The following is a 24,184-nucleotide window of genomic DNA, read 5'->3' on the forward strand; positions in this document are numbered from 1 at the left end:
TATAAGGTCAGCTCTGGGGGTGCACCCGGTACATGCGAAGAAAGTAGAGATAGTGGCAGGAACGAAGCTGGTTATCGTCGAATCGCCGGCGAAGGCTCAAACCATCAAGAATTACCTTGGCGACGGTTTTGTGGTCGAAGCCTCTGTGGGGCACGTGCGTGATTTGCCGATTCCATCTGAGCTACCTGCCAGCATGAAGAAGGGGCCTTACGGGAAGTTTGCAGTCAATGTTGACGACGGATTCAAACCTTATTACCAGGTGAACCCCGACAAGAAGAAGAAGGTCACTGAGCTCAAGCGAGCACTCAAAGACGCAGACGAACTCTACCTGGCTACTGATGAGGACCGCGAAGGCGAGGCTATCGCATGGCATCTTTTGGAAGTTCTCAAGCCTAAAGTTCCTGTCAAACGCATGGTTTTCCACGAAATCACTAAAGAAGCGATTCAACGGGCCCTAGAGAACACTCGTGAAATAGACCAGAATCTGGTCGACGCTCAAGAGACTAGGCGGGTTCTGGATCGACTTTTTGGGTGGGAAGTTTCTCCTGTCTTGTGGAAGAAAGTAACTCGGGGGCTTTCAGCAGGCCGCGTTCAATCGGTTGCCACGCGACTAGTGGTTGACCGTGAACGCGAAAGAATGTCCCATGTTAGTGCCGCATACTGGTCAATAAAATGTGGGGCTACTGCAGGACAGAATGACTTCGAGGCGCGCGTCAGCGCTGTTGATGGTAAACCTGTGGCTACTGGATCGGACTTCGGGCCCGACGGCAAGCTGAAAAAGGACGCAGAAGTTCTCACGCAGACAAGTGCTCCCGAACTAGCCGCAGCTCTTGAGGGGATTGACGCGCTCGTTTCTTCTGTCACCCAAAAGCCCTACCGGCGCCGTCCGGCTGCACCTTTCACTACGTCGACGCTGCAACAAGAGGCTTCTCGTAAGCTCAAATGGAATGCGTCAACCACGATGCGAACGGCCCAGACTCTGTACGAATCTGGACATATCACCTACATGCGTACGGATTCCACGGCGTTGTCATCTCAGGCTCTCAAAGCAGCACGCGAACAGGTTTCCATGCAATTCGGTGCTGATGCATTGCCTGAAAAGCCACGTGTATATGGGAAGATGGCCAAGGGGGCGCAAGAGGCTCATGAGGCAATCCGACCTTCAGGTGAAAAATTTCAACATCCAAAGGCCCTTGAAGGTGTGTTAGCGCCGCAACAGCTAGCTCTTTATGAGCTCATTTGGAAGCGGACACTTGCCTCTCAGATGAATGATGCCGTTGGATATACCGCTACCGTCAAACTCCAGGCGAATGCTGCGGGACGTGAGGTCACAGCATCCACCTCGGGAACTGTGATTACCGATCCAGGGTTTAGGGCACTTTACCAGGAGAGCCGAGATGGAAAGCGCAAAGATGACGCGCAGGAACGAGAACTCCCCAACGTTGCTGAAGGGGACATTGTCCAGATAGCTTCGGCAGAAGCCGAAGGACACGAAACGCAGCCTCCAGGGCGCTACACAGAAGCGACATTGGTCAAAATGATGGAAGACCTGGGTATCGGGCGCCCGTCGACATATGCCTCAACTATCCAGACGATTTCTGATCGAGGCTACGTCACTCACCGTGGGCAGTACTTGGTGCCCACCTGGCTGGCGTTTTCTGTCACGCGTCTCTTAGTAGAAAATTTGTCGGATTTGGTGAACTACGATTTCACCGCCCAGATGGAAGAAGATCTGGACCGGATAGCACTTGGAGAAGAAGACGGATCCGCATGGCTTTCCGGCTTCTATTTTGGTGACAACGACTCTGAAGAAGCACACGCTGAAGCCGAAGAATTTGCCAAGCGTGGTCTACGTGACACAGTCGCCAACCTTGGAGATATTGATGCCCGTGAGGTGAACTCCATTCCGATTGCTGAAGGAGTCACCTTACGAATCGGACGTTACGGCCCATATTTGGAAACACCAGACGGCCAACGTGCCAATGTTCCGGCTGATATTGCCCCCGATGAGATGAACGTAAAAGTAGCTGAAGAACTATTGTCGGAGGCAGCCGCCGATGGGCGAGAGCTTGGCATAGATCCCCAATCAGGAAATGTCCTCATCGTCAAGACCGGTCGGTATGGCCCCTACGTGACCGAGCTGCTACCAGAGGATTCGAAAGATAAACCCCGAACCGCCTCACTTTTCAAAGACATGGATGTGAAAACCGTGAGCTTAGAAGAGGCCCTGTTGTTGCTTTCTCTTCCTCGTGAGGTTGGAACTGCTCCTGATGGCGAGGTGATTACCGCACAGAACGGTCCGTACGGGCCTTACTTGAAGAAGGGGAAAGACTCTCGCACCATCGGTTCTGAGCGTCAATTGCTAGAGATTACCTTGGAAGAGGCATTAGAGATTTATTCTCAGCCCAAGCAGCGAGGGCGTGGAACCGCCAAGCCGCCTCTTCGTGAGTTCGGTGAGGATCCGATTTCCGGGAAGAAAGTTGTTGTCAAGGACGGGCGTTTCGGTCCCTATATCACCGATGGGACAACGAATGTTACTGTGCCGCGTTCTGAATCTGTTGAGGCCCTCACCGAAGAAAGAGCTTTCACTCTTTTGGCAGATAAGCGTGCGAAGGGGCCAACCCCCAAGAAAGCGCCTGCACGCCGAAAGAGCACAGCTAAAGCGAAGAAGAAATGACCGCGGTTGACGCACTTAGTGCCGCTCTCAAGGACAGGCCTCGGGGGTTTTTCATCGCTTTTGAGGGAGGCGACGGATCGGGTAAATCCACTCAACTGGAACTTTTGCGCAGGCGCTTGGATGCACCGCTTGTATTTACTCGCGAACCGGGCGGCACCCCGCTTGGAAATCAAATCCGGAACTTAGTGATGCACGGTCCTGACAATATTGACGCTCGAACTGAGGCTCTACTGTATGCGGCTGACCGTGCATATCACGTGGCAACAACTATTCGACCTGCGCTCAGCAGTGGCAAGACGGTTATCACCGATCGCTATATCGACTCGTCAGTCGCATATCAAGGCCTTGGACGGGGCCTGGGAGTAGAAGCAATCAGAGACTTATCTTTATGGGCGGTTGATGGCTTAGAACCAGACCTTGTGGTTGTTTTTGACGTCCCCGTTGAGGTTGGTTTGCAACGAGCTGGAGCTGAGCCAGATCGGATAGAAAGAGCAGGAAAAGGTTTCCACGAGGAGGTTCGTGCCCAATATTTATCGGCGGCAGCTGCTAAGCCGCAGCAGTATCGTGTCATCGATTCAACTTTGCCTGTAGAAGAAGTATTCGCACTCACGATTGATGCTTTGCTAGAGTCCTGTTCATGAGTGTCTGGGACGTCCTTGTAGGACAAGAGGAAGCAACCCAGGTGCTGCGCAGCGCTGCGTCACATGGTGGGGAGTCCCACGCATGGCTCATCACCGGCCCTCCAGGTTCGGGACGTTCCGTGGCTGCACGGTGTTTCGCGGCTGCACTACAGTGCACCGGACCTGAGCCGGGATGCGGTGAATGCGAAGGCTGTCGGACCACCATGAGTGGGACGAACCTCGATGTCACGATTGTGGCAACGGATAAGGTCATCATCGACACCGAACAAGTAAAAGACATCCGCACTCAGGCTTACGCCTCGCCCATCATGGGTGGTTACCGTGTCATCATCATCGAAGACGCTGACCGAATTAACGACCAGACAGGGAACCGGCTACTCAAGGCCATTGAAGAGCCGCCAGAAAAGACTATATGGGTTTTATGTGCTCCGACCCCGCAAGACATGCTTGTCACCATACGGTCAAGATGTCGTGTATTAAATCTGGTGACTCCTGATGCGGGGGCGGTTGCCCAGCTCCTTCAAGCAACTGAAGGCGTACCCTACGACAAGGCTCTGGTAGCCGCGCAAATATCGCAGTCCCATATTGGTCTGGCTCGCGCCATGGTCAAGGACCCACATACCAGAGATTCCCGAGTTGAACTCATGCGATTGGCACTCAACCCTTCCAACACAGGCGAAGCCGTCATTGCCGCTGGGAAGCTTATGGCAGCCGCCAAAGATGTTGCAGAGAAGACTAGCGCGGACCTTGATCAAGAAGAAGTGAGTTCCTTGTTGTCGGCCTACGGTCTTACCGAAGATGAAGTGCTTCCACGTGACGTGGCCACGCAGTTACGCAATTTGCAGGCCGACCAAAAGCGTCGCAGTCGCAGGGCACTTACTGATGCGCTTGATCGGGTGTGTCTCGATCTCCTCAGTTTTTTCCGCGATGTCATGGTTCGCAGCGTTGGTGCTGATGTGCCTGTTGTCAATGCTGATATGGAAGAAGAACTGTCGGGGTGGCTAGGGCGAAACGCTGGAATAGCAGCAGACGCGGTTGACCTTGCACGAAGAAGACTCGGCAGCAATGCCGCACAGTTGCTTGTCATGGAGGCACTCCTTGTCAGCATTATGCGAACACCGAAGGGATAGTAATGAAGAGCAGACAATCTGCAGGCCTACTCTTAGCAGCGGGGTTCGTACTCACTGCATGCACTCCTTCGATTCCTGCCGCTGTTGAACAGTCCCGGCCTTCTGCTGTTGAACCGCTTACCGACCCCTTTGCGCAGACTATCTCTTGGGAGCCTTGCGAAGGACCCCAAGTGACAACATCGCCCTTGCCAGCACCTGAAGATCTTGAGAATTATCAGTGTGCAACCATTGCCGCACCGATGAACTGGAATGACCTCAACTCTGATCCGATTAATCTTGCGATTGCGCGCTACACTGGTGCGGGCGAGGACGCGCCACCACTATTCTTCAACCTGGGAGGTCCTGGCGGCGATGCCGTCAATTCTCTTTCGGTATTCGTAGAACAGATGCTGCCAGAAGAGATTTCGGAGCACTACCAAATTGTTGCAATGGATCCGCGAGGTGTCGGCGAATCGACTCCTATTCGTTGCCGTACGGATGAAGAACTTGATCAAGACCTCGCCGGTGATGACATTGACGATCCTGCAGATCTTCCCATAGATGAGCGCATGGCATTGTACCGACAAGAAATGGCCGATTTTGCTGCGCAATGCGAGGAACGAAACGGCGACATCGTGGGATTCGTTGACACTTTCTCTGCAGCACAAGACTTTGAAATGCTTCGTCAACTGATGGGGGCAGATTCCTTCGACTACGTGGGCTATTCATATGGCACAGCTCTGGGGGCAGTGTACGCCGACACTTTCCCCGACAAAGTGGGACGCATGGTTCTTGATGGTGCGCTGGATCCTGCAACCGATTCCAACACTTTGGTAGCTCTGCAGGCACGAGGAATGGAAGAGTCTCTTTATCACTGGATCGAGTGGTGTCACCAGCAGTCATCGTGCCCGCTAGATCCGGGTCTGGAACCCAGTAAGAAACAGATCAAAGAATTTCTGACTCAGCTTGATGAGGCTCCCCTCAAAACGAATGATCCAGAACGCCCACTTACAGCCAGCCTGGCCCGCACCGGGATCATTGGTTCCCTCTATTCCGCTGAGTCATACCCACTTTTGTTGCAGGGTATGCAAATGGCTTTGAACGGTAACGGCACTATTCTGCTTCTCCTTGCTGACTACTACAACGGACGAGAAGACGACGGGTCTTATAGCAATTCTCAGGATGCTTTTACTGTCATCAATGCCCTTGACATGGAACCCGTCGGAACTGTTGATGAATGGGGTGCCCAGGCAGAGCAGCTACGTGAAGAACTGCCCGTGCTAGGTGAAGATTTTGGCTTCTCTTCTGCCGGGTTAGAAGGATGGCCGATTCAGCCGCAACAGCGACGCACTCACGTAACAGCCCCAGGGTCAGCACCTATTGTTGTTGTTGGCACAACGCATGATCCAGCAACGCCTTATGTGATGGCAGAGTCTCTGGCTGAGAGCCTCGAAAATGCCGTCCTGATCACCGTGGATGATTGGAACCACGGTGCGTACACTCAGTCGGGTCAAGAATGTGTGCAAAAGGCGGTCAGTGCATACTTGCTTGAGGGAACAGTTCCCGCCCCCCTCACCTGCCCTGGCACATGACAGTGTGATAATTCCTGTGGCAGTTTGATATTTGTCACCGGGACAGTGTTTTATTCGGGTGGATAGAGCACGCTGGGTAAACTGAAGATCTAAATATAGATCTAAATCTGCTACATTTTTTCCATGCCAAATCCGCTGCGTGCTAATGACGCTATTTCTCCGTTACCCACCGTGACAGGGGGATTTTCTACCGTCTTAGCAGATCCGCCGTGGCAGTTCGCTAACCGTACCGGCAAAGTTGCGCCCGAGCATCGGCGTCTCGATCGATATTCGACGCTCCCCCTCGACCAGATCAAAGAACTGCCGGTTAGCGAGGTGACTGCTACGAATGCTCATCTCTATTTATGGGTTCCCAATGCTCTTTTACCCGATGGGCTCGATGTCATGCGTGAATGGGGATTTCGCTATGTCAGCAATCTAGTGTGGGCGAAACGCCGAAAAGATGGTGGTCCCGATGGCCGAGGAGTCGGATTCTACTTCCGTAACGTCACTGAACTGATTCTTTTCGGAGTCAAGGGGCGAATGCGAACTCTGCAACCTGGGAGATCACAGGTCAACATGATTGAGACACGCAAACGTGAACACTCTCGTAAACCTGACGAACAATATGACCTGATTGAGGCGTGCTCTCCAGGTCCGTTCCTTGAGCTCTTTGCACGTCACCAGCGCCCTGGTTGGACCGTATGGGGTGATGAATCTGATGGACATACGCGCGGACAGGTCCATAAGGGATATGCGGGAGGCGCTATTTTTCCTCCTCTCAAACCTAATGAAAGACTACCCACTGAAGTGCGTAGAGCCGTTGCCCAAGCGGTGGGCGATCTTTACTCCGAAAAAGCAAGCGTGCGTGCTGTAGCCGCCGAGACTGGATATTCCATCGCGAGGGTTAGGGCACTTCTCAACGAGGCTGGGGTACAACTTCGCAGCCAGGGCGGTCAGTCGGTCCCCAAATAGGCCTTCCCATTCCAGGTAGACTCTGACACTCCCATGACAAGTAAAGGGCATGTCCCCATAACGCCTCTGCGGATTCGGAGTTCTGCTTTCTCAAAATTCGTCGTTGTGGATGTGGCCATATCAATAGGGGGCTTGGTGACTTGTAGTTGAATGTCTCTCGCGTTGTTGTAGTCACCCCATAGGCGGTTAAGAAGCGATCGCAAAGACGCCTGATGCTTTGTGATAATCACTGCAGCCGTAATGGCTCCAGCCTCATGCCAGCTGCGGTAGGCCGTCATGTCTCTATCGAGATTTCCATCTATGGCGTTCCATTCGACGTCGAGCGCAACGCGGCCTTTGACATTGTCAACCAAGTAGCCCTCCTGGTACACCGGGTCAAAAGTAGTCTTAACCTGCCCTTTTCTATCCAGTAGAAAAGCATGCGTTTTTAGATCGAGACGTCTCTCTGCCCAGCCGCGTTCCTCGAAGGCAGAATCGATTTCTTTGGCCACATCACCGCGGTTGCCGCCAGCACGCATCCATGTTTGGGGATCAAGCTGGAACTGTTCTAGAACAGAAAGAATGTCAGCTCACTCCTCTCGGCAAGTGGTAGCCATGAGAGCGCAGGCTGAGCTGGTCTCCATAAATTCGAAGCGCTCCCGGATTTGTAGGGGAACAAATCTAGCGTCATCAAATGTGTGTGTATCGAACATAATTCAAGGATTACATAAATGAGTAGCGTTCAGTGACGATATGACTGGCTATTCCATGCCCAAGTGACTCTTCCATAAAGCAAGTGATCGCGAAGGGATAAGTCCCACATGCCCGAACAGACGCATAAATATGGGGAGGCGAACGGTGAGTGCTCCCTGATGGACGCCTTCGGTGGCTCGCAGCACTTGGCCGTCGGTGCCGTAGTTATACTCCCACGGATTGACCAGTTCTACCCAGTTGGCACCGACTGACGTCACCATGTACGCATGTGCTGCCCGGATACGAACACTAACGTCTCCTAATCCAGGGATTCTTGCAGGTGCTTCAGCATCGAAAGTCCGCTTGCGAATGTCGAATGCGTCAGTGAACTCTACAGGGTTGGACCCCACCGTCGACACAACGACAGGCAAGTCTGCAGATCGGGCTCGCCCTATGGCAGCCACATCGGTGTCTCTTAGCCCCAGGACCCGTCGTTTCTGCCACACCGCAACACCTGCAATTTCTCCCAAGGTGTCTCCAGAGAATCCCATGGTGGGTAGACGGCCCTGAAATTCCCATCGAAAGTGGGCGTACGCACTTTCGATCACCGCTGCAAGAGGTGTACGTGGTCCTCGTATTCTGCGAACTCCCGCCTCGAAAACACTGCGAACGCGAACCGGAATCCTGCGCAGTCCATCCCAAAACCATATGACTGCAAAATCGCGGTGTACTTCGACCATAGCCTCGATCTGCTTGCGTCCCACCTCGGTAGACATGAGTGCTTTGAGATCAGAAATGAGGTAACAATCATCCATGCTGCCTTGAGAAAATGCCCCCGGGTCTGGGGTAACTATCTGTCTTTTCAATGAGCGTAGGTCTGCGGAGGTGAGGGTTCGGCGCGCGTAGAGTTTCGGATTGTTGCGGTAGTTTAGTGCCTCGGTAAGGTTAGCTCCCCACCCGAGGAGACCTCCTTGTGGGAAAGTTGCGCGCACATCCATGTCCTTACCTTACTCGCAGTGCAACAGGTGCTGGATTTTTGCGCACTAAGCCAATGAATAACAGACATATAACACGCACCTGTGGGCGGGGGCCGACTGGTGCAATTGAGTGCAGGGCCAATGCACACCTAACGGCGGTCGTGCCAGGAAGAGGAAAGCGAAGAAGAGAACACGTAGAGTGGGGTTGCACTGTTGACATACTAGGAGGTTCAGTTGACTCGCACTCCCGCCAAGTTGATTCCTGAAGATTTTCCCGTGCTTCCAGGACTGGAAAAACTCGACGATCTTGAGGTTGTCCTTGACACCACTGATCAAGCACAAGCTATCGGATACCTGATTTTTGAAGACGCTCCGGTTCCAGAGGAGGCTGGCTTTTCAGCTGAACAACTCAAAGAACTTGGCTTCACACCGAAGACCGGTGAAGGACTTCTTCTTCCCAATCCTCATGGTGCGGATGTGATTGCACTAGGCGCAGGGAAGACACAAGACCTCGACGGCCCCGCGCTCCGTGATATTGCCGCGGCAGCAGTAAACGCAGCAAAGAACGCATCACGGGTTGGCATCGTCGGATCGATCAAAGTTCCCCATGCAGCGCGGTACCTGGTAGAAGGAGCTCTCTTAGCTCGGTACCGATACGAGGCGCTTAAATCCGAGCCGAAACACACCCATCTGGAAAAACTGCTACTTCAGGGCTGCGACTCTACTTCCGCTGACGTGGAGACAGGAAGAAACCTAGCACGCGCAACAGTCATTGCACGTGATCTCACCAACACGCCTCCCGGGTACCTCACCGCGCGCGACCTGGCGGAAGCAGCAGCGAATCTCGCTCAGCAGCATCAACTGGGCATCGAAATATTTGACAACGACGCCTTGATTGAGATGGGATGCGGCGGCCTCCTTGGAGTCAACCGGGGCTCCTACGAGCCTGCACGCCTCATCAAACTGCATTACAGCCCCAGTGACCCCGTGGCTCACATTGGGCTGGTGGGTAAAGGCATCACGTATGATTCGGGCGGGGTCAGCCTGAAGCCTTCAGACCAGTTCCACCAGGTCATGAAGATGGATATGGGCGGCGCCGCGGCAATCCTTGGCGCAATGAGCTCACTACCAGCCACTCAAGCGCAGGTTGAAGTGACTGCATGGCTGCTCTGCACAGACAATATGATTTCAGGGGACGCATACCGGCTGGGTGATGTTCTCACTGCAGCAGATGGTACTACTGTTGAGGTCAAGAACACTGATGCCGAAGGCCGCCTTGTGCTCATGGATGGCCTTTCTCTAGCGGCGCAGGAAGACCTCGACGCGATCATTGATGTTGCCACGCTCACCGGCGCGGCAATTGTGGCATTGGGACAGGACCTCGCCGCCACTTTCACCAACGATGACGCGCTTGCGGCTATCGTCACTGAGGCTTCTACGAACACGGGCGAGGAAACCTGGCGGCTTCCCCTTGAACAAAAATATCGGTCGCAACTGGATTCGCTTGTTGCGGACATATCGAATGTGGGGGGCACCCGCTTTGGTGGAGCGATCGTAGCGGCGCTTTTCCTGCAGCATTTTGTGGGGGATACTCCGTGGGTGCATGTCGATATTGCCGGCCCCATGAACCAAGAGAAACCAGAAGGCTGGCGCCCCGCCGGTGCTACCGGATTCGGGGCGCGCCTCCTTCTCGATGTTATTGAGAATTACGCGTCAGCAGATACTTCCAACTGAGCCCGGACGGTGGCCGTGGCCCGCACCAGGTTTTCCAGGGACGGAATTACTTCCTGGTAGGTGCGGGTCTTGAGGCCGCAGTCGGGATTGGACCAGAGCCGCTGGGCAGGCACTGCCTCAGCGGCCAATGCCAGTAGTTCAGTAATTTGTTCCTCGGTGGGGATCTGTGGCGAATGAATGTCATAGACGCCAGGTCCAATCCCACGATCGAAGCCGGTTGCCGCCAACTCTGGCAAAACTTCCATGTGTGAACGCGCTGCTTCGAGTGAGGTAACGTCGGCATTGAGGTCGTCAATGGCAGAAATGACATCGCCAAACTCTGAATAACACAGATGGGTATGAATTTGAGTATCTGGCCGCACCCCAGAGGTAGCCAGGCGGAACGAACCAATCGACCACTCGAGATATTCCTGCTGGTCCTCTAGGCGCAACGGCAGCAGCTCACGCAAAGCCGGCTCATCTACTTGGATGATTCCTATTCCAGCCGACTCCAAGTCGCCAACTTCCTCGCGCAAAGCCAGTCCTACCTGGTCTGCGACTTCACCCAGGGGCAGGTCTTCGCGTACGAAGGACCACGCCAGGATTGTCACCGGGCCGGTGAGCATACCTTTGACAGGTTTATCAGTAAGAGATTGCGCGAAAGTGGACCACGATACTGTGATAGGGGCAGAACGTGAGACATCGCCCCATAGTACAGAGGGCCTGGTGCAGCGGGAGCCATAGGATTGGACCCAGCCATGCTTGGTGGTAGTGAATCCCTCGAGATTTTCTGCGAAGTACTGGACCATATCATTGCGTTCGGGCTCGCCATGTACCAGAACATCGAGTCCCAGTTTTTCTTGCAACGCAATGACCGAGCGGATTTCGTCTTCCAAACGTGCGCGGTACTGATCCTCATTTAGCTCACCCTTGGCATGGAGTGCTCGGGCTTGCCGAATCTGCGGTGTCTGGGGGAAAGACCCAATTGTTGTGGTGGGGATAGCCGGAAGTGAAAAGCGTTGTGCTTGGGCATCAGCTCGCAGGGAGTACGGTGCGCGCTCTCGGTCGGCCTGAGTCACCGCGGCGGTAGCTTCCCGAATGGCCTTCACACTCACGCCGGGTGCCTCGTGGCGTCGTTTATGTGCCGCATCGGCGAGGGCAAGCTCAGCCGATACTGCATCGCGGCCCTCATCAAGTCCGCGGGCCAATGTGACAATTTCTGCAACCTTCTGATCGGCGAAAGCAGTCCACAGTGCTAGGTCTTCGCTTTCCCAGTTTTCACGTGAAGCGTCATAGGGAACATGCTGCAACGATGTGGACGAGGCAACGCTCACCTCGCCTGGAAGAGAAGCCAGCCTCGACAATGCGCCGGAAAGATCGGCGCGCCAAATATTGCGACCATTGACGATGCCGGCCACGAGAACCTTGTTGCCCCACGTTTGAGGCTGCGTTCCGTGGACAAGGTCGACATGAATAGCCTCCACATCGGTCTCACTTAGGGTCTCTATCGCCGAGACGGCCTCACCATAGGGTGTGGTGACCAGAATACTGGGCCGTTTGCCGCTGGTGAGGCGGCGGTATGCGTGCAGCAATACATTCTGAAGTTCTTCGGTTGTGATGCCTAGATTGTCGGAGGTGACGCCTGGCTCATCCAATTGCACCCAGGGAACACCGGCAGCGTAGAGCTGATGGAGTACCTCGGCGTATACATCGATGACATCATCAAGTCGGTCCAGAGGGTTGTAGCCGTCAATTCCTTTGGCGAGGAGAAGGTACGTTACCGGGCCAACAAGCGTCGGGCGAACCGTAATTCCCGCTTCTTTAGCTTCGCGATAGAGGTCCAGTGGAGCATTGTGAGTCAAAGAAATTGGGGTATGCGCATCGATCTCAGGTACTAGGTAGTGATAGTTCGTGTTGAACCATTTGGTCATTTCTAAGGCAGCCGCACCTTGGTGACCACGCGCAAGAGCAAAATACAGGTCCAACGGTTCGATGTCGAAATCGCGGAAACGCTCTGGAATCGCCCCAAGAAGGGCAGTCACGTCGAGAACCTGGTCGTAGTAGGAGAAGCTGGCAGGTATTGCCGCCTCGACAGTAGACAGTCCTAGATCGGATAGGCGTTCATAGGACTGCAGGCGCAGGCGCGCTGCTGCCGATTGGAGTTGGTCCCTTTCAGATTTTCCAGCCCAGTATGACTCGAGGGCACGTTTGAGCTCACGGTCGGGGCCGATCCGTGGATATCCGACAATTGTGGCTGAGGGAAAGGTTGACATGGTTTCTCCTAAATGGTTTCCGGCTTGATAAGGTTGGCGGCTGCTAAAACCTGCAGGGTGGGTTTAGCTTGGTTGAAAGTGTAAAGATGGACTCCGGGTGCCCCAGCAGCAAGAATTCGTTCTATCACCCGGCCGCTTTCGGCAATGCCGAGAGATGCAGGATCCGCTGCGTTTTCTAGAGCATCCATGAAGAGTGGGTCCGGCGCCACACCGGTGAGCTCGGCAACTCGGCGTAGACGCCGAGGATGGGTTGCTGGGAGTATGCCAGCCAAGATAGGGATGGTCACTCCGGCTTGGCGCGCTTCGTCCACGAAGTTCAGGTAGATGTCGGCATCGTAAAACAGCTGGGTGATGGCAAAGCTGGCACCCGCGGCCTGTTTGACGAGGAGGCGTTCTACTTCTTGGGTTGGTGTGGTTCCTGCTGCTGGGTTTCCTGCCGGAAACGTTGCAACGGAAACAATGAGTGGGGCAACTGCGGAACGCAAGGCGGCAGATGCGGATTCGGCACACCGCAGGGCTTCACGCGAACGCAAGAGAGCGATGAGCTCAATTGAGGATTTCAAAGCGTCTGGAGATGCCGCCCGGCCCTGGGGCTGGTCGCCTCGTAAAGCTAAGAATGAGCGAACTCCACTAGCAAGGTATGAATCGATAACCTCCGTGGTTTCCGTGCGCGAAGCGCCGACACATGTGAGGTGCGCTAGGGGGCGGATCGGAGCCTGCCGCACTAGGCGGGCCGTCACGGCATGTGCGGTGTCGCGATTATGCCCGCCAGCGCCATATGTGACAGAGACAAAGTCGGGGTGAACAGCAACTAAGTTGTCGACAGTCTCCCAGAAGGAGGGATCATCGCAAGAGGTGCGCGGAGGCATGAGTTCGAAAGAAATTGTGGGGGTTGACATGGGGGCTCCAAGTAAGAGGGGTGCCCTATTGGGCGTAGCTGGCTGAGGTCAGATTGAGCTACGCATTCGCATTCGCGCGCATACGACGCCCTGAGGCGCGGGGGATGCGGCATGCGATGTCATGGAGACAACCATGCCTGGTGCAGACCTACCTTGTCAGTGGTGTCTCATAAAATGGGACGGACGACTAGAGGGTGAGGGTTGCGAAGTAATCGTCGAGTGTTTCTGCGCGGCGAATTAACTGGGGTGTGCCGTCGGCGCGGATGAGAACTTCTGCGGCGCGGAGCTTGCCATTGTAGTTGTATCCCATGGATCGCCCGTGAGCCCCAGCGTCGTGGATGATGAGGATGTCGCCTGGAGAGACTTCCGGGAGCCTTCGGTCAATGGCAAATTTGTCATTGTTTTCGCATAGTGATCCCACGACATCGACGAGGGTGGTGCCATCTTCGTCTTCTCGCCCGGCTACGGTGATGTGGTGGTAGGCACCGTACATTGCCGGTCTCAGCAAGTCCGAGGCGCTGGCATCGACACCCACGTAGCGCTTGTAGCTGTCTTTAATGTGGCGCACGCGGGTGACTAATATGCCTGCTGGGCCAGCGATGTAGCGTCCCAATTCTGTAAAGAGCGCTGGCTCCAATCCAGCCGGAGAGAGGATGGCCGCATACACTTTCTGAACGCCCAAGCCAATAGCGTGAATGTCGAGTGGTTCTTCATCTTCGCGGTAGGGGATACCAACGCCTCCCCCGAAGTTCACGAACTCCAGTTCGATCCCAAGTCGATTCTTGATTTCTACTGCCAACGTAAATACTTCGCGCGCAAGTTCTGGATAGTAGGTGGGATTGAGGGAGTTTGAGCCTGCCATGCAATGGACACCGAAACGGCGCGCTCCACGCTGCTGGAGTGAGGCAAGGGCAGTGAAAATCTGCTCCCTAGTCATGCCAAACTTGGCTTCACGGGCGTGTCCCATGATGAGGTTTTGGGTCCCGATCTCGTGGTCAGGAGCGTAACGAACGCAGACAAGGTCAGGTATCCCGGCAGTCTCATCTAAAAAGTCCACTAAATTCAGCGCGTCGAGATTGATGATAGCCCCAAGTTTGCGTGCCAGGACAAATTCTTCAGCAGGGGTGTTGTTCGAGGTGAACATGAGGTCTTCGCCCGTCAGACCAATGCTATTGGCCATGATGAGTTCAGCTTCGGATGCACAGTCTGCTCCGCATCCTAACTGGCGAAGAACGTCCAGAACCGCAGGGTTGGGCAGTGCTTTCACAGCGAAGTATTCGCGAAAGCCCTTATTCCAACTGAAAGCCTCTTGGAGATCGCGAACTCGCTGGTGAAGAGTGCTCTCATCGTAGAGGTAGAAAGGTGTAGGAAACTGCGCCAGGGCAGCATCAAGCGCATCTGGACTACAAGGGGAGGCTTTCATGCCTCCTATTGTCCCCTATTGAGGTGAGTCAGTGCGATCAATAGTCTCAGTCCGGACTCCAAGGCCGCCTCGTCAAAGTCAAATGTTTGCGAGTGGAGCGCGTCAGGGCGTCCGGTTCCCACGAAAAAGAATACCCCAGGAGCTTCCCGCTGATAAAAGCTGAAATCTTCACCTGTCATGGGCGGCTCTTCAAGTACCGTAATGGGAATCCCCAACGAGGTTACCTGATCGAACAAGTCAGCGTCGTTGATGACGGCTGGGTATCCGGCCGTCAAAGAGATTTCGACTTCGCAGCCTGTTTCCTTCTCAACTTCTGCTGCTGTATCGGTGAGAAGCTGAATGAGTGCTTCGTGGTCATCGTCAGAAAAGGACCGGAGTGTGCCAGCAACGGTAGCGCTACCGGCAACGATATTGCCTACCGTTCCGGATTTGAGCAAACCGAAGCGCAGTAGTTGTAACGGGTCGTTGGGGACTCGATCGGCCAGGCGCGATACAAGAAGCGAACCGGCAAGAAGTGCATCGGCTCCCTCGTGTGCTTTGGCAATGTGAACTGATTTTCCGGTGATTTTTACGTGAACCTCGCAGCAGCGGGCCATGAGTGGTCCGGGTCGGCTGACAATCTGGCCAGCGGCGAAACCAGGCCACATGTGCAGGCCATATACCGATTGCACGTTGAACCGAGAGAAGATTCCCGATGCGCATATGGGTTCGGCACCGCCGGTGGTTTCTTCTGCTGGCTGGAAGATTACCAGTACGTTATGCGGCAGCGTATCGATGTGTTCGGACACGTAATCGCATAAGGCCAATGCCATTGCCATATGGCCGTCGTGGCCGCAAGCATGCATGCGGCCCTCATGCAAAGATCTTCCCACGCGTTCGGTGCTTTCGGTGGTGGGGAGGGCATCCATGTCGGCGCGAAACGCGACCGTGGATGCTGCCCCCGCGTCAAAGAATATGCAGACCGATGAAGGGGCTGGTTCAATGACGAGCCCCGGCAACGTGTGCAGATGATCTTTTACGTAGGCAAGAGTCTTGGGTAGGTCGAAACCGAGCTCAGGTATCTGATGCAGGTCGCGCCGATATTGGACAACAGGTGACGTCATAGGACTAGCTTACCCGTGGCATGTCATACTGAAGGGCGTGAGAATAATGCTGTGTGGATATGGCCAAATGGGGCGAATGCTGGCAGGACTGATCGAAGAATCAGATGACCTGGAACTGGCCAAAGTAATAGATGCTGATAATGTGGCAGATCTCGAGGGGGACGCCGACTATTCGGCGGATGTCATCATTGACTTTTCGTCCCCCGCGATTTTTGACGCCCTCGCAAAATACGTACGCCGAACCGGTACCGCCCTTGTTTCTGGAACGACCGGATATGAAGATCAGGGCGAAGCAATCAAAGCTTTAGGTGAGTATGCTCCTGTGATCTACACCGAAAACTATTCGGTGGGTATCAACGTGATGGCGCAGGCGGTAGCTCTCCTAGGAAAACTGTTGAGTCCCAGCTTCGACGTTGAAATATCTGAGACGCATCACCGCTACAAAAAAGATGCTCCCTCGGGAACTGCGCAGCTACTTCTCCGTGCGGTCGGCGGCGACGCCGATCTCACCTACGGTCGCAGCCCCAACGACGGGCCTCGACAGCCAGGTCAGGTTGGGATGCATTCGCTTCGTGGGGGCACAGTGCCAGGAGAACACACAGTGGCCTTCTTTGGTGAAGACGAGGTCGTGGAGATTACCCACCGCGCGTTTTCTCGTCGCATTTTTGCTCTGGGCGCCCTCACCGCCGCCCGTAGCCTGGTGGGCCACACGCCTGGCACCTATACTTTCGCACAACTACTAGAGGACAACTAAAGATCATGAGTATGAACGCCGAAGAAATCATTGCTTACATCTCTCAGGCAAAGAAAGTAACCCCGGTCAAGCTCTACGTGAAAACGTCTAAACCAATCGATTTTGGGAGTGCCAAGGTTTTTGGTGACGTCGTTTTTGGCGATTGGGCTGAACTAGCTCCGATACTGGAAGCCAATGCTGACGCGATCGACGACCTCGTAGTGGAAAATGATCGCCGCAATTCGGCCATCCCCCTGCTCGATATGAAACCTTTCGAGGCTCGCATTGAACCGGGCGCACTCATCCGTGAACAGGTAGAAATTGGGAAGAACGCCGTCATCATGATGGGCGCCATCATCAACATAGGGGCCGTGATTGGTGAGGGCACCATGATTGACATGGGAGCAATTTTGGGAGGCCGCGCCACCGTCGGCAAGAACTGTCACGTCGGTGCAGGTGCCGTATTAGCCGGTGTCATCGAGCCAGCTTCTGCCACCCCGGTCATCATTGAAGACGGGGTGATGATTGGTGCTAATGCTGTAGTGCTTGAGGGGTGCCGAGTCGGAGAGGGCTCCGTTGTGGCAGCTGGGGCCATCGTGGTCGAGGACGTTCCGGCGGGAGTCGTGGTGGCCGGAGCACCCGCGCGGGTCATCAAGAAAAAAGACGATAAAACGTCATCGAAGACAGGCCTTGTAGAAGAGTTGCGCACGCTCTAAGGTCTGGCACCATTGGTCTATGAGTGAAAAACATGAAGATCGAGCGGTTCGGCGTGTCGAGAAAAAAGTAGCGAAGAGCACTCGCCGCGCTGAAGACGCCACCCAAGAGTTAGCTGAGACCATGGTTCAGGCAGAGTCGAAAGTCGAAGTTGCATTCGCGCGGGCGGAAGAAAAACTAGAACGAGGCGAAGACGAAAAGAGGGTCAGCAAAGCCTTTACCCACGCGTACCAGGTTGAAGAGCGTGAAGAACGACGCGTAGAAAAGGCGACTCAGAAGGCCGCAGAGAAAATTACTCGATCTGCAGACAAAGCCTCTCAGGCCATTGAGAACTTAGGGCCGCGTGAGACCCAATAACTGAGGCAGACTGACCCCTTCAACCCCAGCCAACTGCAAGGCCTGGGTTCGGCACGAGTAGCCATCAGCCAAAAACATTGCATTTTCAGGCATCTCTCGCAAGGCCGGAAGCAATCCGTTTTCGGCCACGGCCACCGAAGTTTCGTAGTGTCCTTTTTCCATGCCAAAGTTTCCTGCAAGCCCGCAACAGCCAGAAAGCTGTTGAACATCCGCACCCAAACGGCGCAGTAGCGCAGCATCTGCGCCAAAACCCATCACCGAATGCTGATGGCAGTGCGGCTGGGCAATTATCGTGACACCGGACAGATCTGTTGCGGGCTTCCACTGGGGACCAGGGCCGAACTCAGGGTGGGTGAGGAGTTCTGCCAGCGTAAACACCTGAGATGCCACCGCATGTGAGCGAGGATCGTCGGGGAGAAGATCGACCAAATCATCACGTAAAACAGCTGTGCATGAGGGCTCAATGCCTACGATCGGAACACCTTCCTCAGCGGCCGGCCCCAGGACATCAAGAAGCCCACGTAAGCGTTTCTTAGCGCCGTCGAGCTGTCCTGTAGAGATCCATGTCAGCCCACAACACGCGGGGGATGACGGAATCCGAACTCGATATCCCGCCTCGACCAGAAGATCAACCATTGCTTTGGCTGAGGTGGGGTCCAAGTATTCGCTGAAAGAATCCGCCCAGACGATGACGTCTTGCCCTTGTTGAGTTGTGGAGGGCTTCTTCTTGAACCATCGACTAAAACGCTGAGTGGCAAAAGCCGTCATTGTGCGACGTGAATCGATCCCAGAAAGTGAAAAAACGGCCTTGCGAATAGGAGTTATGTTCATTGCAGCATTTCCAATAGCAGCTATTGGTGCAGCCATTGTTGCGAGCCGGGCCCAGCGGGGAAGCCACCCTAAAACATAGTGATTGGGAGGACGAAGCTTTCCCCGATATTTGCGGTAGGTCGCCTCGGACTTATAGCGGGCGATATCCACGCCAGCCGGACAATCATGACCACAAGCTTTACAGCTCAGACACAGATCCAAAGACTCAGCCAATGCTGGCGAGTCCCATCCACCCACCAGTGATCCGTTCGCTACCTCCTGCAACATTCGGGCGCGTGCCCGGGTCACATCCTTTTCGTCCTTAGAGGCCTGGTAGCTGGGGCACATGAAACCAGAATTCACGAAATTATTCGCGCGGCATTTACCGACACCCGTGCAGCGATGCACCGCCCGCGTCATGTCGCCGCCATCCTCTCGGAATGAAAAGCCTTGAGCTCCCAGGGTGCGGGCCGCTGGGCGCCGCAGGTCCTCAGTCAAAGGCTTCGGGTCGACGAGGACGCCTGGGTTCAGAAGATTCTTCGGATCGAAGAGTGCCTTGAAATTACCGAAAAGATCAAGGACTTCCTGGGAGTACATGCGAGGGAGTAGCGATGACCTGGCCCTCCCGTCGCCGTGCTCGCCGGAAAGAGAGCCGCCAAACTGTGACACCAGATCGGCCGCCTCTTCCATGAACGTACCGAAGGCGGGAATATCACCCGGGTTGTCCAGCGGCCAGTCGATGCGAATATGGATACAGCCATCACCAAAATGCCCATAAGGTAAACCGTAAACACCATGGGCATCCATGAGTACGTCAAATTCCCGCAAGTAGGTTCCCAAATGTTCGGGAGGAACGGCTGAATCTTCCCAACCAGGCCAGGCAGCTTTGCCCGATGGAGTACGCCCGGCCAGGCCCACACCATCGGCTCGGATTTGCCAAAGAGCTGCCGACTCGGACTTATCAGCAACAATGCGGGAATCCATACAAGCAGAAGTGCTGATGAGTTCGCGCGCCGCGTCAACCCCCTCTGTCTCACAGAAAAGCCAGCCAGCCCCACGCGGTAAATCGGGAACCGAACCGCGGTGACGACGCACCACCTCGACCAGGCGAGAATCCATCCCCTCTACTGCTAAAAGATTGAGACCCAAAAGGTTTGACACGTCGTCTGCAGCTGAGGGCATATCTGCGTAGCCTAGAACTACCAGAACAGGAGTTTGTGGCATGGGGCGTAGATTGACTGTCGCCTCGACCAAAGTCGCAACAGTGCCCTCAGTACCTACTAAAGCCTTGGCTAGGTGAGTGCCGTTTTCAGGGAGAAGATGTTCCAGTGAATAACCAGAAACCTGGCGTGTGAAACAACCCAAAACCGTCCGAATCAGCGCCAAATTCGACGAAACCAAGTGAGAAAGCCCGGGGACCACCGACAAGTCTGTTCCGGCAGTGAAACGTCTGCCAGTTCCATCAATGATCTCAAGAGAATCGACGTTATCCGCGGTTCTCCCAAAAGCAAGAGCATGAGGACCACACGCATTATTGCCGATCATCCCACCGATTGTCGCGCGATTCTTCGTTGAAGGATCCGGGCCAAACCACAGGCCGGTAGGCGAGGCTGCCTTCTGCAGGTCGGTCATGATGACGCCCGGCTGTACTCGCGCCAGGCCAGCTTCAGCATCAATATCGAGGATGCGATTCATGTGACGAGAAAAGTCAAGGACCAAGCCGGGGCCAATCGCATTTCCGGCAACAGAAGTTCCCGCGCCGCGTGAGGTAACAGGCACAGAAAGGTTGCGTGCCACCTCCAGGATTGCCGCAGTCTCATCGGCATCGTGGGGGAAAGCCACCGCGGCGGGCACAACTCGGTAATTTGAAGCGTCCGAAGAGTACTCGGCGCGCCTGCGTACGGCAGTGTCTATCTCAGTGATGGGGGCCAAATGTGCGACCAGCTCTTGAGTGATTTCTGCATCCACCCCTCTAGTGTGACACGGAAAAATGCGTCGCCTAGTGCATGTCCGCAACAGAAGGAGGATAATGGTGCAGGTAAAGATTAGTTAGGTTGAGAAGTTGTGAAAAAGCGTCTATTGACACGTCGTCCCGACCCCACCATGGGGGCCGCTCCAGAGGAATATCCGCGTCTCCTCGGAGCCGATGTTGACCTCCCCGAAGTTGAATATGACCCAGCCAGAGCTCTGCGCCAGTGGGAATCCTACGTTGAGGTATTTGCTAAGGCCGGTTGGGACATCGTCGAACTACCGGGCACGCCATCGGTTGTCACCTCGTGTTTTGTTGAAGACAGTGCGGTCACCTACCGAACTGTAGCTCTCATGACTCGAGGAGCCGTACGCCACAACGAAACCGATAGCGCAATCGTTCGGGAGCAACTCGAAGCCCTAGGTTATGCCATCGCCAATCCCCCACCAAAAGCCTACATTGGCGGGGGAGACGTACAGTATTTGATGGGAACCGTACACGTGGGACGGGGACAGGAAACCAATGCGCAGGGTGTGGCAGCCGTGCGGCGGCTCTTCACTGCTTTGGACTTACGCGTCGTTGCGGTTCCACTACGGGGTGCCCCATACCTGAGAAAAGCTGCGACGCTTTTGCCTGACGGTGCGACGATCGGAAATCCTGACCTCCTCTTGGATACGCGGGTATTCGATCGTTTTTTGCCTGCCCCAGAGCCTGCTGGCGCGTCGGTGGTTGCACTTTCTCCCGATGAAGTTGTGGTCTCGGCTTCGGCATCGGGGACAGCCGCCCTGCTGCAGAATTTAGGGTTTAAAGTTACTGCGGTTGACATATCTGAATTTGAGAAACTTGATGGCTGCATCACGTCACTGTCGATGCGTTTGCGGGATCGAGTATAGGAAGAAGGCAAGGAGAATCATGCTTGATGTTTATCCCCTATGTTTGGGAACCAATACCTTTGGGTGGACTTCTACTCCTAACGAGTCCTTTGCAGTGCTTGATGAGTATGTTGAAGCGGGAGGGAATTTTATTGATTCTGCTGATTCATATTCAGCGTGGGCATCAGGCAATTCCGGGGGAGAATCTGAGCTGATTATCGGGCAGTGGCTAGCAAAAGGTGCGGATCGTTCAAATATTGTGATTGCCACGAAGGTCGGAAAAGCTCCCGGCCGGACCGGGCTATCTGCTGGGACAATCAAAGGTGCGGCAGAAGACTCTCTGCGGAGGCTGGGCACTGATTATATTGATCTCTACTATGCGCATGCGGAGGACCTCGAAGTACCGGTGGAAGAATCAGTTGCCGCCTTTACTGAGTTGGTCGATGAAGGAAAAATTCGCTATGTCGGATTGTCGAACCACAGTCCTGAGCGGATCCGCCAGTGGATGGAAATAGCACCAGCTAAGGCAAAACCGGTTGCTCTGCAACCGCACTACAACCTGGTTTGCCGCCAGGATTTTGAGGAAAAACTGTTGCCTCTAGCCAAAGAATATGACCTCGCAGTTATGCCGTATTTTTCTCTCGCTGCAGGACTCCTCACAGGCAAGTATCAAGGAAAGGGCCTCGAAGGCGAGCGTGCCGGAATGGTTGGCGCGTATCAGGGAAATGGTGTCGCCAAGTCCGTTGACGCATTGATAGAAATCGCTCATTCGCACAATGTAGAGCCAGCTGCCATTGCTATTGCATGGCTGCTGGCACAGGACACCGTTACGGCCCCCATAGCATCCGCACGAGTCCCCAGTCAGCTGCCACCGTTATTGGAGGGAGTCACGATTGTTCTTTCTCCAGAGGAGAACACTCGTCTTGACGAGGTGTCGCGGGGCCTGTGAGCTCCCAGGAAGAGTAGAATAATCTTTCTATACATGCCGTCGTGATAGGTGAAATGTGAGGGAGGGATCATGGACGCTGTCTGGCACAACGTCGTCATTGTAGGTGGACACGGAAAGGTCGCCCAGCTACTCACCAAAGATTTGGTTGCACGCGGGGATCAGGTGACGTCGCTGATCCGTAACCAAACTCAGGTCGACTCGGTGGCAGCTCTTGGCGCTACTCCCTTAGTGTTCGATATTGAGACGATGGATGCGAGAGATTTGGCCCCATTTTTCAAAGGCGCCGATACCGTCGTCTTTGCTGCGGGCGCAGGTTATGGGTCAGGAGCGCTCCGTAAACGAACCGTAGACTACGGTGGATCTGTGTTGTCTCAGAGGGCTGCTCTCGATGCGGGGGTTCCTCGTTTTATCCAGATTTCTACCCTCAATGCGGAGCATCCGATTGACCCTGAGAGCGACCATGTGTGGAAAGAATACGTGCGCGCCAAACGGGACGCAGATCGGGCACTGCGTGAAACGGCGCTCGACTGGGTGATTGCCAGGCCAGGAATTCTCACCGATGATCCAGGTACGGGAAGTATTCGTGCTGCCCGACGCCTACCTGAGCTGGCAGTCGATTCTCTGTCAATTCCGCGGGCCGATGTGGCCGCTATTCTCGCGTACTGCGTTCATAACAGCCATCTATCCCGTCTCACATTCGACGCGGTGACGGGTTCAACCCCTATTGAAGAGGCGCTAGCGAACCTTTAGAGCCAGCCTGCTAGGTTGTCCCGGACAATGCGAGTGAGAGCTTCTACCCAGACATCACGGTCATTCCCCCAGGGGATGTAGTGGAACTCTTTTCCGCCTGCTTCAATAAAAGTCTCTCGGTTGAGGATATTAATTTCCTCGAGGGTCTCTAGACAATCGGAAACGAAACCAGGACAGACAACGTCGACTCGACGAGTTCCACGCACTCCCAAGGCCTTGACTGTGTCAATGGTGGCAGGCTTTAGCCAAGCGGCTGGACCAAATGTGGACTGGTATGTGTGGAGCATGTGACCATCAGCCAGTCCCAGCTGCTGCTGTATCAAAGCGGAGGTCAGTCGTGCTTCTTGCGGATACGGGTCTCCTGCATCGGCCATTGCCTGAGGAATACCGTGAAAACTCAAAATGAGTTTGTCGCCTGCGGCAAAATCAGGGCGTCCCTTTTCTGCCCACGTTGCTTCGATAGCTGCAACAACGGCAGCGATATATCCCGGATCTTTCGCAAATGCGCGCAGAATACGCAAGTCAAATTGGTTTCTTGCTTCCAGACCCCAGCGATACACTTCGTCGGCAACAGTGGCAGAGGTTGTCGCCGAATACTGTGGGTACAGGGGGACAACTAGCAACTGGCGATACCCTTCCGCCATGATTTGATCGAGGGCTTCGGGAATTGAGCGAGATCCGTAGCGCATGGCATAACGTACTTCGCTCTGCCCCGAAAGAGCTGCACCAACTCTTCTGGCCTGCTCGGCAGTAAAATGCAGCAGGGGAGATCCTGTCGGCCCCCATACGGAACGGTACTTTTTTGCTGAATCGGCGGGACGCACCCGCAGAATTCCTTCAAGAATGGGACGCCACACAGCGGGATGCATCTCCACTACTCGGCGATCAGACAGGAACTCTCTCAGATAAGGCCGCACCGCCTTTGCGGTGGGGGCATCGGGAGTCCCGAGATTGACTAGCAGTACACAGGGTCCTAATGTTCGCACCATTGAAGCAT

General features: G+C 54.7%; 20 protein-coding genes. 12 read left to right on the top strand and 8 right to left on the bottom strand.

Translation table 11 applies throughout. The features are described from left to right. Positions 1-52: 52 nt before the first annotated feature. The 5 genes from topA (at position 53) to FYJ24_RS00155 (ending at position 6,973) form a co-directional block, all read left to right on the top strand. Positions 53-2,677: a type I DNA topoisomerase gene (gene topA, locus FYJ24_RS00135; RefSeq protein ID WP_318656431.1), complete on the top strand. Its 2,625-nt coding sequence runs from the start codon at positions 53-55 to the stop codon at positions 2,675-2,677. Continuing rightward, complete coding sequence (gene tmk, locus FYJ24_RS00140; protein ID WP_154542499.1) at positions 2,674-3,318, top strand: dTMP kinase; 645 nt, start codon at positions 2,674-2,676, stop codon at positions 3,316-3,318. The genes topA and tmk overlap by 4 nt, the downstream gene beginning before the upstream one ends. Next, a complete protein-coding gene (locus FYJ24_RS00145) occupies positions 3,315-4,448 on the top strand; it encodes a DNA polymerase III subunit delta' (RefSeq protein WP_154542500.1) in 1,134 nt (377 codons plus the stop codon). Before tmk ends, FYJ24_RS00145 begins: the two co-directional genes overlap by 4 nt. Before the next feature lie 2 nt (positions 4,449-4,450). Next, a complete protein-coding gene (locus tag FYJ24_RS00150; RefSeq protein ID WP_154542501.1) occupies positions 4,451-6,019 on the top strand; it encodes an alpha/beta hydrolase in 1,569 nt (522 codons plus the stop codon). Between the two features lie 123 nt (positions 6,020-6,142). Next, positions 6,143-6,973: an MT-A70 family methyltransferase gene (locus FYJ24_RS00155; RefSeq protein ID WP_154542502.1), complete on the top strand. Its 831-nt coding sequence runs from the start codon at positions 6,143-6,145 to the stop codon at positions 6,971-6,973. On the opposite strand, the gene FYJ24_RS00160 is transcribed toward FYJ24_RS00155, so the two are convergent. Both FYJ24_RS00160 and FYJ24_RS00165 read right to left on the bottom strand, forming a co-directional pair. Then, positions 6,955-7,536, bottom strand: coding sequence for a BglII/BstYI family type II restriction endonuclease (locus FYJ24_RS00160; protein ID WP_318656432.1), 582 nt, complete (start codon positions 7,534-7,536; stop codon positions 6,955-6,957). The two genes, FYJ24_RS00155 and FYJ24_RS00160, sit on opposite strands and share 19 nt — an antisense overlap. Before the next feature lie 177 nt (positions 7,537-7,713). Beyond that, positions 7,714-8,643 carry a hypothetical protein gene (locus FYJ24_RS00165; protein WP_154542503.1) on the bottom strand — a complete coding sequence of 310 codons (930 nt, stop codon included), beginning with the start codon at positions 8,641-8,643 and terminating at the stop codon, positions 7,714-7,716. Positions 8,644-8,856: 213 nt separating this feature from the next. Between FYJ24_RS00165 and FYJ24_RS00170 the strand changes: the two genes are divergently transcribed. Then, positions 8,857-10,356: a leucyl aminopeptidase gene (locus FYJ24_RS00170; RefSeq protein WP_154542504.1), complete on the top strand. Its 1,500-nt coding sequence runs from the start codon at positions 8,857-8,859 to the stop codon at positions 10,354-10,356. Here the strand turns inward: FYJ24_RS00170 and metE are convergent. The 4 genes from metE to FYJ24_RS00190 all read right to left on the bottom strand — a co-directional run bounded on the left by metE (position 10,329) and on the right by FYJ24_RS00190 (position 16,033). Beyond that, positions 10,329-12,608, bottom strand: coding sequence for a 5-methyltetrahydropteroyltriglutamate--homocysteine S-methyltransferase (metE, locus tag FYJ24_RS00175; RefSeq protein ID WP_154542505.1), 2,280 nt, complete (start codon positions 12,606-12,608; stop codon positions 10,329-10,331). The genes FYJ24_RS00170 and metE overlap by 28 nt on opposite strands. 8 nt (positions 12,609-12,616) lie before the next feature. Continuing rightward, a complete protein-coding gene (locus FYJ24_RS00180) occupies positions 12,617-13,507 on the bottom strand; it encodes a methylenetetrahydrofolate reductase (RefSeq protein WP_154542506.1) in 891 nt (296 codons plus the stop codon). A gap of 187 nt (positions 13,508-13,694) precedes the next feature. Further along, on the bottom strand, positions 13,695-14,930 hold the full coding sequence (gene lysA, locus FYJ24_RS00185; protein ID WP_154542507.1) for a diaminopimelate decarboxylase: 1,236 nt from the start codon (positions 14,928-14,930) through the stop codon (positions 13,695-13,697). A 5-nt stretch (positions 14,931-14,935) separates the two neighbouring features. Continuing rightward, positions 14,936-16,033, bottom strand: coding sequence for an amidohydrolase (locus FYJ24_RS00190; RefSeq protein ID WP_154542508.1), 1,098 nt, complete (start codon positions 16,031-16,033; stop codon positions 14,936-14,938). Positions 16,034-16,079: 46 nt separating this feature from the next. Between FYJ24_RS00190 and dapB the strand changes: the two genes are divergently transcribed. The 3 genes from dapB to FYJ24_RS00205 are packed head-to-tail and all read left to right on the top strand — an operon-like array spanning position 16,080 to position 17,837. Further along, on the top strand, positions 16,080-16,787 hold the full coding sequence (gene dapB, locus FYJ24_RS00195) for a 4-hydroxy-tetrahydrodipicolinate reductase (RefSeq protein ID WP_154542888.1): 708 nt from the start codon (positions 16,080-16,082) through the stop codon (positions 16,785-16,787). Positions 16,788-16,792: 5 nt separating this feature from the next. After that, positions 16,793-17,482, top strand: a complete 690-nt coding sequence (dapD, locus tag FYJ24_RS00200; RefSeq protein ID WP_206192391.1) for a 2,3,4,5-tetrahydropyridine-2,6-dicarboxylate N-acetyltransferase — start codon at positions 16,793-16,795, stop codon at positions 17,480-17,482. A gap of 19 nt (positions 17,483-17,501) precedes the next feature. After that, positions 17,502-17,837 (top strand): hypothetical protein, encoded by a 336-nt coding sequence (locus FYJ24_RS00205; protein WP_154542509.1) that lies wholly within the window; start codon positions 17,502-17,504, stop codon positions 17,835-17,837. Here the strand turns inward: FYJ24_RS00205 and FYJ24_RS00210 are convergent. Beyond that, positions 17,814-20,615: an FAD-binding and (Fe-S)-binding domain-containing protein gene (locus tag FYJ24_RS00210; protein ID WP_318656394.1), complete on the bottom strand. Its 2,802-nt coding sequence runs from the start codon at positions 20,613-20,615 to the stop codon at positions 17,814-17,816. The two genes, FYJ24_RS00205 and FYJ24_RS00210, sit on opposite strands and share 24 nt — an antisense overlap. Before the next feature lie 96 nt (positions 20,616-20,711). Here FYJ24_RS00210 and FYJ24_RS00215 point away from each other — a divergent pair, with 96 nt between their 5' ends. From FYJ24_RS00215 to FYJ24_RS00225, 3 genes are all read left to right on the top strand, one after another. Then, positions 20,712-21,509, top strand: a complete 798-nt coding sequence (locus FYJ24_RS00215) for a N(G),N(G)-dimethylarginine dimethylaminohydrolase (protein WP_154542511.1) — start codon at positions 20,712-20,714, stop codon at positions 21,507-21,509. Positions 21,510-21,528: 19 nt separating this feature from the next. Continuing rightward, entirely contained in the window at positions 21,529-22,437 is a 909-nt protein-coding gene (locus FYJ24_RS00220; protein WP_154542512.1) for an aldo/keto reductase, read from the top strand. Between the two features lie 69 nt (positions 22,438-22,506). After that, positions 22,507-23,187 carry an NAD(P)H-binding protein gene (locus tag FYJ24_RS00225; RefSeq protein ID WP_154542513.1) on the top strand — a complete coding sequence of 227 codons (681 nt, stop codon included), beginning with the start codon at positions 22,507-22,509 and terminating at the stop codon, positions 23,185-23,187. Here the strand turns inward: FYJ24_RS00225 and hemH are convergent. Next, complete coding sequence (gene hemH / locus FYJ24_RS00230) at positions 23,184-24,176, bottom strand: ferrochelatase (protein WP_154542514.1); 993 nt, start codon at positions 24,174-24,176, stop codon at positions 23,184-23,186. The two genes, FYJ24_RS00225 and hemH, sit on opposite strands and share 4 nt — an antisense overlap. Positions 24,177-24,184 lie beyond the last annotated feature (8 nt).

This window comes from Scrofimicrobium canadense (assembly GCF_009696615.1).
Lineage (GTDB): Bacteria > Actinomycetota > Actinomycetes > Actinomycetales > Actinomycetaceae > Scrofimicrobium > Scrofimicrobium canadense.

What these genes read in the sequence shown, in the direction of transcription:
- tmk (WP_154542499.1), top strand. Translation starts at nt 2,674, where the DNA reads ATGACCGCGGTTGACGCACTTAGTGCCGCTCTCAAGGACAGGCCTCGG.
- FYJ24_RS00145 (WP_154542500.1), top strand. Translation starts at nt 3,315, where the DNA reads ATGAGTGTCTGGGACGTCCTTGTAGGACAAGAGGAAGCAACCCAGGTG.
- FYJ24_RS00150 (WP_154542501.1), top strand. Translation starts at nt 4,451, where the DNA reads ATGAAGAGCAGACAATCTGCAGGCCTACTCTTAGCAGCGGGGTTCGTA.
- FYJ24_RS00155 (WP_154542502.1), top strand. Translation starts at nt 6,143, where the DNA reads ATGCCAAATCCGCTGCGTGCTAATGACGCTATTTCTCCGTTACCCACC.
- FYJ24_RS00165 (WP_154542503.1), bottom strand. Translation starts at nt 8,643, where the DNA reads ATGGATGTGCGCGCAACTTTCCCACAAGGAGGTCTCCTCGGGTGGGGA.
- metE (WP_154542505.1), bottom strand. Translation starts at nt 12,608, where the DNA reads ATGTCAACCTTTCCCTCAGCCACAATTGTCGGATATCCACGGATCGGC.
- FYJ24_RS00180 (WP_154542506.1), bottom strand. Translation starts at nt 13,507, where the DNA reads ATGTCAACCCCCACAATTTCTTTCGAACTCATGCCTCCGCGCACCTCT.
- lysA (WP_154542507.1), bottom strand. Translation starts at nt 14,930, where the DNA reads ATGAAAGCCTCCCCTTGTAGTCCAGATGCGCTTGATGCTGCCCTGGCG.
- FYJ24_RS00190 (WP_154542508.1), bottom strand. Translation starts at nt 16,033, where the DNA reads ATGACGTCACCTGTTGTCCAATATCGGCGCGACCTGCATCAGATACCT.
- dapB (WP_154542888.1), top strand. Translation starts at nt 16,080, where the DNA reads ATGCTGTGTGGATATGGCCAAATGGGGCGAATGCTGGCAGGACTGATC.
- dapD (WP_206192391.1), top strand. Translation starts at nt 16,793, where the DNA reads ATGAGTATGAACGCCGAAGAAATCATTGCTTACATCTCTCAGGCAAAG.
- FYJ24_RS00205 (WP_154542509.1), top strand. Translation starts at nt 17,502, where the DNA reads ATGAGTGAAAAACATGAAGATCGAGCGGTTCGGCGTGTCGAGAAAAAA.
- FYJ24_RS00220 (WP_154542512.1), top strand. Translation starts at nt 21,529, where the DNA reads ATGCTTGATGTTTATCCCCTATGTTTGGGAACCAATACCTTTGGGTGG.
- FYJ24_RS00225 (WP_154542513.1), top strand. Translation starts at nt 22,507, where the DNA reads ATGGACGCTGTCTGGCACAACGTCGTCATTGTAGGTGGACACGGAAAG.
- hemH (WP_154542514.1), bottom strand. Translation starts at nt 24,176, where the DNA reads ATGGTGCGAACATTAGGACCCTGTGTACTGCTAGTCAATCTCGGGACT.